Source organism: Ignavibacteriota bacterium (genome assembly GCA_016716225.1).
Lineage (GTDB): Bacteria > Bacteroidota > Ignavibacteria > Ignavibacteriales > Melioribacteraceae.
Map to the genome: position 1 here is coordinate 799,057 of JADJWT010000001.1, position 12,768 is coordinate 811,824.

Here is a 12,768-nt window from a genome sequence, read left to right on the forward strand (position 1 = left end):
ATCCAATCATATATCTCATTTTGATAAAAATTTCATTGTAAATTCAAAAATGATACTATCTGGTAAAGATTTTGTATTTTTTTGAGCCAAATATTGCTATTTTTTTGGTATAGTTTATGAAACTCAATTATTTCTCAACAAAGTTAACTTTTAATGGATTTATCAATAGTTATTCCCTTTTATAATGAAGAAGATTCAATTAAGCCTCTTTATGATGCTGTAACTGAATCAATGTCAAATCTTCCTTATTCATATGAACTAATTTTGGTTGATGATGGAAGCAAGGATAATACTTTATATAAAATGGTTGAAATTGCTAAATCAGATTCAAGATTAAAAGTTGTTAAACTTAAAAAAAATTATGGACAAACTACCGGTTTGCATGCCGGATTTCAAAACGCAGTTGGAAATTATATTGTTACAATGGATGGTGATTTACAAAATGATCCATCGGATATTGGAAGAATGATGGAAAAACTTGGCGAAGGAAATGATATTTGTCTTGGTTGGCGCGAACACCGTCAAGACAGTCAATTTACACGATTGCTTCCATCAAAAATTGCGAATTCCTTGGTAAGAAATGTAACAGGAATTCCGGTTAGAGATAACGGTTGTGCAATTCGTTCCTACAAAGCAGAAACAATAAATAAATTTCCTATGTATTCAGAAATGCACAGATTATTGCCTGTTATAAATGCATTAACGGGAGCTTCGTTTACGCAAATTCCCGTAAAACATCACGCAAGAAAATTTGGTTCTTCAAAATATGGATTATCCAGAATTTATAAAGTTATCTTAGATTTAATTGCACTCAAAACAGTTTTTTCATCATTTAATAAACCGTTGTTTGGTTTTGGATTTCCGGCATTAATTTCCGGTTTATTATTTACAATTTTTTTTGGTGTTTCAATTACTACTTGGTTTTTTAATCCGGGTTATCCTTTGGTAGTGCTTTTGGGTTCAACAGCATTATTTGGAATTTTATCATTCACTCTTGGATTTTTAGGAATCATTTGTCATTTAATTTATAGAAGTGGAAATTTAAAAATAGAAAAAATGTATAAGCTAAAAATAAGCAAAGCTTAATTTGGAGTTTTAATGAATAGAAAGTATGATTTATCAGCTATTATTGTTTACTATCAAAAATATGAGTTTGATAATATCAAACCTCTTTTTGATCAGTATAAGGAAAATTTAGATAAAACCAATCTAAATTATGAATTCGTTTTTGTTATTGATGGTAATATGCCCGGTGTATTAAATGAAGTAAAATCAATTGCAGAAAAAAATCAAAATATTAAAGTTATAAAACTTGGTAGATGGTTTGGTGATGCAACATCTTTGCAAGCTGGATTTGAAGCTTCTGAAGGAAATTTAATAATTACACTTCCCTCATTCCAACAAGTTGAAGCCGATGAAATTCCTAAAATGATAGAAAATATTAAGGACTGTGATATGGTTGTTGGCTGGAGATATCCAAGAATTGATAGTTTTCTAAATAATTTTCAATCAAAGGTTTTTAATAAAATTGTAAAATCGTTTGTCGGGACTCAATTTCATGACTTGAAATGTAATGTAAGATTATTCAAAAGAGAAATTCTTGAAAACATTTATATGTATGGTGATCAAGATAGATTTTTACCATTGTGGGCTTGGCGTTTAGGTTATAAGGTTAAGGAAATAAAAGTTAAACAGCATAAAGTTGATTACAGACAAAAATTATATCCGCTCCAAAGTTACACACAAAGAGGATTGGAACTTTTATCATTGTTTTTCTTAATTAAATTCACAAAAAAACCAATAAGATTTTTTGGTTCTTCTGGACTAATTATTTTCAGTTTAGGTTTATTATTAGGGTTCATTTTATTTATTCAAAGAATGTTTTTTGATGTTGCATTAGCAGATAGACCAATTGTATTAGTCAGTATACTTTTAATTGTGTTTGGAATATTAGCTTTTGCAATCGGTTTAGTTGGAGAGCTAATAATATTTACTCACGCCAAAGATATAAAAGATTACATTGTAGAAGATGTTTATTCATTCAAAAATGATAAGTTGGAAAAGAATAATTAGTCTTCATCTTTGCAATTTATGATAAAAATAGAAAATCTTAAATCAAACTCTAAATACTTCTTTTGGATAATTATTGGGATTTCGGTCTCGCTTGGAACTTTAATACGATTTGATGATTTAGGTAAATTTACTTTAGCTTTAGATGAATATTATATTATTAAATCTTCCGAATTTATTTTGGAATACGGTTTACCTCAATTTCCAAGCGGCGGTTATTATTCGCGCGGAGTTTTAGTTCAATATTTAATTGCTCTTTTATTAAACTTTGGCGTTAAAGCAGAACTTGCCGGAAGAATTTTTTCAGTCGCTGCAAATCTATTAACAATTCCACCACTTTATTTTATTACAAAAAAAATTGGAAATAAATTAACTGCATTAGTGGTAATTATAATATTTTCATTTTCTGTTTGGGAAATTGAGTTTGCTAGATTTGCCCGAATGTACACTCCGTTTCAAGCAATTTTTATGTTGTACATTTATTTTGCATTAGTTGATTTTCATAACAAAAGTTTCAAAAATTTCAAATGGATGATTTTACTTTCTGTAATTTCTTTACTTGTTTATGAAGGAAGTATTTTTATTGCCGTTTTTAATTTTGTTCCGTTTGTTGTTCACAAAAAATTTGATCTAAAATATTTTATTTCTGCAGTTTTAACATTTTTTGCATCAACATTTTTTAATATGTTCGGATTCAGAACTTTTAATTCTCCTCCTACACTTCCTCCGCAATTAGTTGATTTTGTTAGAGAAGCCACAAAACAATCTCCAATTAAAATACCACAAACTCTGTTTCCATTTGCATTTGATAATTTTTTAACGTCAATTCTTACAATAATTTTGGTTTCAATTAATATTTACATTTTCATACAATTAGTAAAATTTTTATCAGAAAAAAAATTCTGGTCGATTTTCTCATTAGTTCTTTTAACAATTTTTGCAACATTAAATTTATTCGGATTATTCATTTTGAGCTTTATTTTATTGGCTTTCTGGAATTTGCTGGAATATGATTTCAAAAATAAAAAATTCAACATTTATCTATTTTCACTTTTTGCGATTAATACATTTTATTGGTTTTCGTTTGGATTATTAACAAAAAATTGGTTCGTACTTTTCAATGATTTTTCTTCTTATACAATTGGCGGAATCAGCAAAAGATTAATTGTTGCGTTTTTTAATTTCCCTGATAATTATTACACAATTTTAAATTACTTACGAACTATTCCAATCATTACAATTTTTTCAATAATATTCGGCATCTTATTGATTTTATTGCTTATCACAAAACTGAAAAAATATTTTGAGATAAAATTTTTATTCGCTTCTTTGATTTTTGTAAGCTTATTGGCAACTGTTCCGACTTTGGAATATGATGAAACTCGTTATACTTTTTTTGCAGTTCCGCTACTAATTATTCTTGTTGTTTTTTCCGTTCAAAAATTTTCCGAAATAATATTTTCAAGAAAACTTTTATTGGCAAATTTAGTTTTTCCCATAATTGTTTTTTCCGCATTCGGATTATCAAAAGATTTTGAATTTTACCATTTAATAAACATTGATAAAGCAGATGTAAATTACCGACTAATTTACAATTCAAGAATAAAAAAACATTTATACAGAAGATGGGATATTGAAAATCCCGTAAAATTTGTTGCAAAAAATGCCAAGAGAGATGATATAATTATGGTAAACGAAAATAGTCTGGAATATTATTTACCGCGAGTAGATTATTTTAATGTTGATTTTAATCATGAAGCATTTAGTATTTTAAGTGCGGAAAAAGGCACTAAAGAAAGATGGAGCGAAGCAAAATTAATTTATAAAAATGAAGATTTGATAAATTTTATCGAAAATAGAACACAGACAATTTGGTTTGTTGTATTTCCGGAAAATTGGTTAGGTAAAATTAATTTTTATGAAAAATATAAATCAAATTTAGCTTATCAAGGTATTGACGGATTGTTAAAAGTTTATAAATTTCCAGTAAACGAAAGTAAATAATATTTGAGATTGTTACTATATAAACTAATATATTCCTCAACTTTACACCCAAATTATTTTTATATTTCTTTTTATTAATACAAAATTTCAAACTTTATAAAAACATGTATATTCTAGGTATTTCCGCTTATTATCATGATTCAGCAGCTTGTTTAATTCAAGATGGAAAAATTATTGCCGCAGCTCAAGAAGAAAGATTTACACGCAAAAAGCATGATTATAATTTTCCCAAACACGCAATTGAGTTTTGTTTAAAATCCGCAAAAATTAAAAGTAACCAATTAGATTTTGTTGCTTTTTATGATAAACCTTTGCTAAAATTTAATCGGCTTTTAGAAACTTATTTAGCATTTCCAGGGAAAGGTTTAAAATCTTTTATTACTGCAATGCCTTTATGGTTAAAACAAAAATTGTGGATTCCCGATTTAATTAAAAAAGAGTTGAATTTCGATGGCAAGATTCTTTTCCCGGAACATCACGAATCTCATGCTGCATCGGCATTTTATCCATCTCCATTTTCGCGAGCTGCATTTTTAACAATTGATGGCGTTGGCGAATGGGCAACTTCTTCTTACGGAATTGGTAATGATAATAAAATTGAAATTTTAGCAGAGCAGCATTTTCCGCATTCAATCGGATTGCTTTATTCCGCATTTACATATTTTACAGGATTCAAAGTAAATTCCGGCGAATACAAAGTTATGGGTTTAGCTCCTTACGGAGAGCCGAAATATGTACAGAAAATTTATGATAATATAATTGATTTGAAAGATGACGGCTCATTTACAATGAATATGGATTATTTTGATTATCCAACCGGATTAAAAATGACAAACAAAAAATTTGCTGATTTGTTTGATGGTTCGGCAAGAAAATCAGAATCTCAATTGACTCAACGTGAAATGGATTTGGCAAAATCAGTTCAAGTTGTAACAGAAGAAATAATGTCAAGAATGGCAAAACACATAAAAAAAGTTACCGGCGAAAAATATTTATGTTTAGCTGGCGGAGTTGCATTAAACTGTGTTGCCAACGGAATTTTATTAAGAGAAAATATTTTTGAAGATATTTGGATTCAACCGGCTGCCGGAGATGCCGGCGGAGCTTTGGGTTCAGCACTTTTGGTTTATCATGATTATTTAAAAAATCCCAAAGTGAAATCCACCAGATCAATTCAAGGGGGTTCTTATTTTGGAACAGAATATTCTACCGTAGAAATAAAATCTTTTCTTGATGAGAAAAACATTCCATACAGTTTTGTTTCTGATGAAATATTGTTTAATAATGTTAGCAATTATTTGATAGATGAAAAAGTTGTCGGATGGTTTCAAGGCAAAATGGAATTTGGTCCGCGAGCTCTTGGGAACCGCTCTATAATTGGAGATGCACGTTCTCCCAATATGCAGAAAAAAATGAATTTAAAAATTAAATACAGAGAAAGTTTTCGTCCATTTGCACCATCGGTTTTAGCCGAAGAAATTAGCAATTGGTTTGAAATTGATAGAGAAAGTCCGTACATGCTTTTAGTCGCAGATGTAAAAAAAGAAAAGCAAAATTTAATGACAGAAGATGAACAGAAATTATTCGGCATTGATAAATTAAATATTGTTCGTTCGGAAATTCCGGCTGTTACTCATATTGATTATTCCGCAAGAATTCAATCGGTGAATAAAGATGATAATCCAAGATATCATTCATTAATAAAAAACTTCTTCGAAAAAACTGGATGCCCAGTAATAATTAACACATCGTTTAATGTAAGAGGTGAACCGATAGTTGAATCCCCGCTTGATGCATATAAATGTTTTATGCGTACTGAAATGGATTATTTAGTATTGGGAAATTTTATTTTGGATAAGCAAAATCAACCAAAATTTATTGATACAATTAATTGGAAAGATACGTATGAGCTTGATTAAAGATACAAAATATGAACTTGAACAAATTGACTTTAGTGAAAAATCATTAAAGAAATTTGGAATTACAATCGGATCAATTTTACTAATTATTGGACTATATTTTACTTGGAAAATCACCCCAAATATTTTTTTAACAATAATTTCAATTATAGGTATATTGCTTTTTGTATTAGGAATTACAAATCCTAAAAAATTATCAAAAGTTTATAAATATTGGATGATTTTTGCTTTAATTCTTGGCTGGTTTGTATCAAGAATAATTTTAACTATTTTATTTTATATTATAATTGCACCAATTGGGATTGTAACGAAAATTTTAGGAAAAGATTTTTTAAGAATATCCAACAAATCTAAATTAGATTCCTTTTGGTTAAAAAAAGACAATTCTATAAAAAACATTGAAAAAATGTACTAATATGTCCATAAAATTTAATTGTTTGTGAGTTATATCATCAAAAACTTGAAATTTTCTTTTTATTTGCAAATATAATTTTAAGTTTTGAGTTTGACAGTAATAAATACATTTAATAAATTATTAATAATTTTTATATTTAGTACTAAGCGATTTAATCATTTACTATGACAAAAGTTCCGAAATATAAATTCTATTTTGCATTATTCGATTTGATAATTATTTCAATCGCATTTGTCATTTCCGCATATGTTGTTAGATATGATAAAAATCTTGATTTAATAAACTTTGTCAGAATTTCTTTCCCAATTTTATCACTTTTTTTTATTGCAGCAGCATTTTTTATTTTCATCTTTCAAGTAAATAATCTTTACAGAATTAACATAATTTTTAATCGTTCCGCTCATCTTACTGCAATAATCAAATCACTTTACTACGGAACTCTAAATGTTGTTGTAATTTCGCACCTCGTAAAATCTTCTGAAGTTTTAGATTCAAGATTAATTATTTTCATGTTTGTGCTAATTGTTGTTCCAACTCTTTATATTTTTAGAGTAGAAGTCGGAAGAAGAATTTTTCTTAAGTATAAACAACAATTTAACAGTAATGTAATTATTGTTGGTGATGGAACAACCGGCAAATTATTAGCTACAAAATTATTGTTTGAGAATCCTGAAGGAATTAATGTTCTAGGGTTTGTTGTTAATCATGAAGTACCTGATAAAAAATTAAATGGCATAGAGGTCTTAGGAACAATTGAAGATTTAAAGCGAATAAATAATGAATTCACAATTGATGAAATTATTATTGCGATTGACGATATAAATTATGAAAGACTTCTTGAGATTTTGGATTTATGTAATTCTTTACATGTAACTGTTAAATTGACTTCAGAACTTTTTGATATTGTAACGAAAAAAGTTTCCACAGAAAAATATGCGGGAATTCCGGTTCTTGGAGTTTCTCCTCATTATAGCAATAACTTAACTCTTAAGCTTAAAAGAATTGTTGATTTAATACTATCATTAATTGGAGTAGCAATACTTTCGCCAATATTTATAATAATTGCATTATTGATTAAACTTTCCTCCAAAGGTCCAGTATTTTTTAAACAAGATAGAATTGGTCAAGGAGGACAACCATTTAAGTTTTACAAATTTCGTTCAATGACGGTTGATGAAAAGGGCGAAGAAGAAAGAAAACGCCAGATGATTGAATTTATAAAAAATAATGGTTCTCAAAACGGCGATACAAAAATTGTTAATGAAAAAAGAGTTACTTGGATTGGAAAAATTATAAGAAAATTATCTTTGGATGAATTACCGCAGTTAATTAACGTAATTAAAGGTGAAATGAGTTTAGTAGGACCGCGCCCAAGCTTACCGTATGAGTTTGATAATTACGATACTTGGCAGAAAAGAAGAGTTAATGTATTGCCAGGATGCACAGGAGTTTGGCAAGTTTGGGGAAGAAGTTCTGTATCATTTAGAGATTCTGTAGTTCTTGATTTGTATTATGTTAATAATATGTCACCTTGGCTGGATATTCAATTAATTCTTAAAACTATTCCTGTTATGTTATTTTCCAGAGGCGGAAAATAATTTTCCGAAACATATATTTAAAAAATGTTTTTTTTTTCGATATTAACATCAAATTGTTAATATTTCAATAAGACCCAAAAAGAGGAAGTTTATAATAATGAAAAGAAAATTAACAATTATAATGCTGTTTTTTATGGCATATGGTTTGTTTGCTCAAAACGAAAATGATGTACGTCTTGGTACACAATACACAGGAGTAACTTCGCAAAGACAAGGTGGATTTTATGATTACTCTGATCCTGAAGCTGTAAATATGAGTGTTTCTGTTTGGGGATTTGTAAAATATCCCGGAAGATATCAAATACCAGTATATACAACTGCTAGTGATTTATTATCTTATGCTGGTGGACCAACAGACGATTCTGATCTTGAAGATTTACGGCTTTACAGAGTTATGGAAGATTCAACTCAACATCTGTTTTCGTTCAATTTTAATGATTTACTTTGGGCAGATAATTTAGAAGTGCAAAGCAGAAAATTACCAAAATTACAAGGCGGAGATTTACTAGTTGTTCCAGGTTCTCCAAGATTATACTTTAAAAATTGGTTTCAAGTTGGTTTAAGCATTTTTTCTGCTGTAATTTCCCTATGGCTTTTAATATTAAGATTAAAATAAAGGATATAAATTAGTGGAAAAAGTTAAAAATTTTAACTCGAATTCGAAAAACAAAAGCGCATCAGTAAATTATCTAAATATGTTGAAATCAAATTTGGTTTTGATTCTAACTATCAGTTTAGTAATATTTTCAATTATTCTCATTTACGCAATTTCTGCGCCCGATATTTATACGAGTACAACAGTTTTAAAAATTTCTGAACCTCAGAATAAAAATATCTTATCGGATCCGCTTCAGGCTGCACTTGGTTCCTCAAGTACTGATAGATATATAGCAAATGAAATTGAAGTAATGAAAAATAGATCAATTAGAGAAGAAGTTGCAAGGGTGGTTATCGATTCATTTAAACAAATTGGAAACTCCGAAGTATTTGATTTAGCAGTAAATAAAAGTTCCGGTATTTTTGAAAATACAAAAACTCAAGTGCGTTCCGATAGATCATTAGCTGCTCTTTTATCAGAAAATGTAACCATAGAACAAGTTCCAAGCTTGGATTTTATTCAGATTAATGTTGAATCTGGTTCACCAAAGGAAACAGCAATAATTGCAAATGCCTATGCAAATGTTTATCGTGATTTTAACCTCAGAGATAGTCGTAAACAATTAACAAAGGTTAAAGAATTTTTAGCGCTACAGAGAGATGAAAAGTTTGAGGAATTAGCAGTTGCTGAAGATGATCTAAGAGTTTACCAAGCTCAAGGCGGCGGAGTTGAATTAGGTGAACAAGCGCTTAATTTAATTAGAACGACTTCTGAATTCGAAGCTGATCAAAGTCGTCTTCAAATTGAAATGAGTATGGCAAAAGAAAATTTAGCTAGGTTAAAAGATGAGTATCATGCAAGAAATAAAACATTATCCGGTTGGGTAGAATCAAAATCGGTTGAACCTGAAATAGAAGGTTTGAGAAATGAAATTGCAGCTGTGGAAATTCAAAAAACAAAGGCATTATCTGGATCAAATTCTGGTACAAATAATTCCTCACTTATTGATAGTTATGATCAAAAATTATCGAATTTAAATTCTAGATTGAAAAAAATTCATGGTGAATATCAAGACAAAGTTCTATCCTCAACTCCTACCGAACTTAAGGAAATTACCCAAGAATTGTTTCAAGCTGAATTAAAATATGAAGGACTGAAAGCAAGATATAGTTCCTTAAATTCAGTTGTTGCTTCCTATGATAAAAAATTTAATGAATTACCAAGTAAAACTTTAGACTTTGCAAGACTTGAAAGAAAAAGACAATCACTAGAAAAATTATATACAGTTCTTGAAGCTAAATATCAAGAAGCACTTATAAATGAACAATCTACACCGGGCAATGTTTTAATAATGAGTGATGCCCGAGTACCTGGTGGTCCGGCAAAACCAAACCGACCATTATTAGCAATTATGGGTTTAATTCTTGGTTTTGGTGTTGCATTTACTTACGTATTCTTAAAAAGTTATTTTGATAAAACTGTAAAAACTCCGGAAGATATTGAAAAAGAATCTACAAATGTTTTAGCATGGATTCCAAAATTTGAAAGAAAAATTGATAAGACTCAGAAGAATGCAGAAATTTTGGTTGGTGGAAGTACTGAAGCAGCTGCTGGTGAATCTTATAGATCATTAAGAACTCGTATTCAATTTAGTAAAATTACAGAAGGCGCTAAAAGCATTTTAATTACTTCTTCAGCTCCGCAAGAAGGTAAAACAACTGTTGCAACAAATTTAGCTGCAAGTTTTGCTCAATCAAATAAGAAAACAATTATTTTAGATTGCGATTTAAGAATTCCAAGAGTTAATGAAGTTTTTGGCGGATTGAAATCCCCCGGGTTTACAAATTATTTATTCAAACAAGCATCATATGATGATATTTTGAGAAAAACTGATTTTGAGAATTTATTCTATATTGCAGCCGGTACAATACCAACCAATCCTTCTGAAATTTTAGGTTCTGACCAAATGAAAGAATTTATCGAATTTCTAAAATCAAAATTTGATATTGTTGTAATTGACTCTCCTCCGGTAATGACAATTACAGATGCAGAAATTCTATCTCATATTGTTGATATGAGTATTTTGGTTGTATTTGCCGAAAAAACTGAAGTTGATTGGTTAATTGAAGCAACAAATCAATTAACATCTCACGGACAAAAATCATTTATTGGAACTGTTCTAAATAATTTTGATTACAATAGTGGTTATAGATCCTACAATAAATATAACCATTCTAAATATTATTCAAGAGTTGATGAAACAAAGCAAAAAGAATGGGTTAATTCTTAAAAATAATATAAAAGCAAAAAAATTAAGCCTCAGAAATGAGGCTTTTTTATTGTACCCCGGAGAGGATTTGAACCTCCGACCTGCAGTTTAGGAAACTGTCGCTCTATCCTACTGAGCTACCGGGGCTTTATATGTTTACTTTCCTAATACAAAAAATAATAATAATCCTTTTGTTATCAAATTTACAATTTCTTAATGTATCAAAATTGTAATTGCCTTTCTTTTTAGATAGTTTTACAATTATAAAATTAACTATTACATTCATTTTAGGAGTTTTAATAATGACAACAATCATTGATATTTTAGGTAGAGAAATTTTAGATTCCAGAGGCAATCCAACCGTAGAAGTTGAAGTACTATTGGATTCAGGAATTATTGGTCGTGCTGCAGTTCCAAGCGGTGCGTCAACCGGTGAACACGAAGCAGTTGAATTGCGTGATGTTAAGAAAAAAAGATATTTAGGAAAAGGAGTTCAAAAAGCAGTTAGTAATGTAAATGATATTATTGCTGATTTGTTAATTGATTTTGATGCCGCTGATCAAGTTGCGATAGATAATTTTTTAATTGAATTGGATGGAACACCAAACAAATCTAAATTAGGTGCAAATGCAATTTTGGGAGTTTCACTTGCTTGTGCAAAAGCTGCAGCAGAAGCTTTGGAATTACCACTTTACAGATATATCGGTGGAACAAGTGCAAGAGTCCTTCCAGTACCTATGATGAACATTCTAAATGGCGGCTCGCACGCTGACAACACTGTTGATTTCCAAGAATTTATGATTATGCCTCACGGAGCTACAAGTTTTGCTGAAGCTTTAAGAATGGGAACCGAAACTTTTCATTCTTTAAAATCTGTATTAAAGAAAAACGGTTACTCAACATCTGTTGGCGATGAAGGTGGATTTGCTCCAAACTTAAAATCAAATGAACAAACTTTAGATTTAATTCTTGAATCAATTACAAAAGCCGGTTACAAACCTGGAAAAGAAATTAGTCTTGCTTTGGATGTTGCATCAAGTGAAATGTATGATAAAAAGAAAAACAAATATGTATTCTTCAAATCAGATAAATCAGAAAAAACTTCCGATGAAATGATTAAAATTTATGAAAAGTTAGTTAAGAATTATCCTATCGTTTCAATTGAAGATGGTTTAGATGAAAATGATTGGAAAGGCTGGAAAAATTTAACCGATGCTTTAGGCAAAAAAATTCAATTAGTTGGTGACGATTTATTTGTAACAAACACACAAAAATTATCTAAAGGAATTGGGGAAGGAATTGCAAACTCAATTTTGATTAAAGTAAATCAAATTGGAACTTTAACAGAGACTTTAGATGCAATTGAAATGGCAAAACGTGCCGGTTACACAAATGTAATCAGCCATCGTTCAGGTGAAACAGAAGATACAACTATTGCTGATATTGCCGTTGCTACCAATGCCGGTCAAATTAAAACCGGTTCCGCAAGCAGAAGTGATAGAATTGCAAAATACAATCAGTTGTTAAGAATTGAAGAAGAATTAGATTCTACAGCAATTTATCCGGGTTTAGCAGCAATTAATTACAAATAAATTTATTTGAATTGGTTTATAAAAGCGTCTAATTTTAGGCGCTTTTTTTATGTTCAAAATAATGAAATTGTTTCAATCGAAATGGTTTAAGAACTCTTAGGAATGTTGTGTAATTTGTTTCAATTATTTTTAATGTAATTTGACATACTTCTTACAACAAAAATAAATGTTCCAACAAGAAACGCAATAATTAACGAAAAGTATAAAATAGTTTCCATTATTTTTTCTCAGTAAATTATTCTATCAAATAAAAAGGAATTACATAAGTAAATTGTGATTCCAAACAATTTATTATCGAAAATA

Annotated in this window: 9 protein-coding genes and 1 tRNA gene; 9 read left to right on the forward strand and 1 reads right to left on the reverse strand. The window is 29.4% G+C overall.

What is annotated here, in order from left to right; all coding sequences use genetic code 11:
- The first annotated feature begins 153 nt into the window (after window positions 1-153).
- From IPM32_03350 to IPM32_03385, 8 genes are all read left to right on the forward strand, one after another.
- The gene (locus IPM32_03350; protein ID MBK8944287.1) at window positions 154-1,086 is read left to right on the forward strand and encodes a glycosyltransferase family 2 protein; all 933 of its coding nucleotides are present in this window, start codon (window positions 154-156) and stop codon (window positions 1,084-1,086) included.
- A gap of 12 nt (window positions 1,087-1,098) precedes the next feature.
- Window positions 1,099-2,073: a glycosyltransferase gene (locus tag IPM32_03355; protein ID MBK8944288.1), complete on the forward strand. Its 975-nt coding sequence runs from the start codon at window positions 1,099-1,101 to the stop codon at window positions 2,071-2,073.
- Window positions 2,074-2,091: 18 nt separating this feature from the next.
- A complete protein-coding gene (locus tag IPM32_03360) occupies window positions 2,092-4,074 on the forward strand; it encodes a hypothetical protein (GenBank protein ID MBK8944289.1) in 1,983 nt (660 codons plus the stop codon).
- 104 nt (window positions 4,075-4,178) lie between these two features.
- Entirely contained in the window at window positions 4,179-5,993 is a 1,815-nt protein-coding gene (locus IPM32_03365; GenBank protein MBK8944290.1) for a carbamoyltransferase, read from the forward strand.
- Window positions 5,980-6,408, forward strand: coding sequence for a hypothetical protein (locus IPM32_03370; GenBank protein MBK8944291.1), 429 nt, complete (start codon window positions 5,980-5,982; stop codon window positions 6,406-6,408). Before IPM32_03365 ends, IPM32_03370 begins: the two co-directional genes overlap by 14 nt.
- 164 nt (window positions 6,409-6,572) lie before the next feature.
- Window positions 6,573-8,006 (forward strand): sugar transferase, encoded by a 1,434-nt coding sequence (locus tag IPM32_03375; GenBank protein ID MBK8944292.1) that lies wholly within the window; start codon window positions 6,573-6,575, stop codon window positions 8,004-8,006.
- A gap of 97 nt (window positions 8,007-8,103) precedes the next feature.
- The gene (locus IPM32_03380) at window positions 8,104-8,622 is read left to right on the forward strand and encodes an SLBB domain-containing protein (GenBank protein MBK8944293.1); all 519 of its coding nucleotides are present in this window, start codon (window positions 8,104-8,106) and stop codon (window positions 8,620-8,622) included.
- Window positions 8,623-8,635: 13 nt separating this feature from the next.
- Window positions 8,636-10,894 (forward strand): polysaccharide biosynthesis tyrosine autokinase, encoded by a 2,259-nt coding sequence (locus tag IPM32_03385; GenBank protein ID MBK8944294.1) that lies wholly within the window; start codon window positions 8,636-8,638, stop codon window positions 10,892-10,894.
- 52 nt (window positions 10,895-10,946) lie between these two features.
- Here IPM32_03385 and IPM32_03390 read toward each other — a convergent pair.
- Window positions 10,947-11,020 (reverse strand) — tRNA-Arg (locus IPM32_03390).
- A 155-nt stretch (window positions 11,021-11,175) separates the two neighbouring features.
- Here IPM32_03390 and eno point away from each other — a divergent pair.
- Complete coding sequence (eno, locus tag IPM32_03395) at window positions 11,176-12,465, forward strand: phosphopyruvate hydratase (protein ID MBK8944295.1); 1,290 nt, start codon at window positions 11,176-11,178, stop codon at window positions 12,463-12,465.
- Window positions 12,466-12,768: the final 303 nt, after the last annotated feature.

What these genes read in the sequence shown, in the direction of transcription:
- IPM32_03350 (MBK8944287.1), top strand. Translation starts at nt 154, where the DNA reads ATGGATTTATCAATAGTTATTCCCTTTTATAATGAAGAAGATTCAATT.
- IPM32_03355 (MBK8944288.1), top strand. Translation starts at nt 1,099, where the DNA reads ATGAATAGAAAGTATGATTTATCAGCTATTATTGTTTACTATCAAAAA.
- IPM32_03360 (MBK8944289.1), top strand. Translation starts at nt 2,092, where the DNA reads ATGATAAAAATAGAAAATCTTAAATCAAACTCTAAATACTTCTTTTGG.
- IPM32_03365 (MBK8944290.1), top strand. Translation starts at nt 4,179, where the DNA reads ATGTATATTCTAGGTATTTCCGCTTATTATCATGATTCAGCAGCTTGT.
- IPM32_03370 (MBK8944291.1), top strand. Translation starts at nt 5,980, where the DNA reads ATGAGCTTGATTAAAGATACAAAATATGAACTTGAACAAATTGACTTT.
- IPM32_03375 (MBK8944292.1), top strand. Translation starts at nt 6,573, where the DNA reads ATGACAAAAGTTCCGAAATATAAATTCTATTTTGCATTATTCGATTTG.
- IPM32_03380 (MBK8944293.1), top strand. Translation starts at nt 8,104, where the DNA reads ATGAAAAGAAAATTAACAATTATAATGCTGTTTTTTATGGCATATGGT.
- eno (MBK8944295.1), top strand. Translation starts at nt 11,176, where the DNA reads ATGACAACAATCATTGATATTTTAGGTAGAGAAATTTTAGATTCCAGA.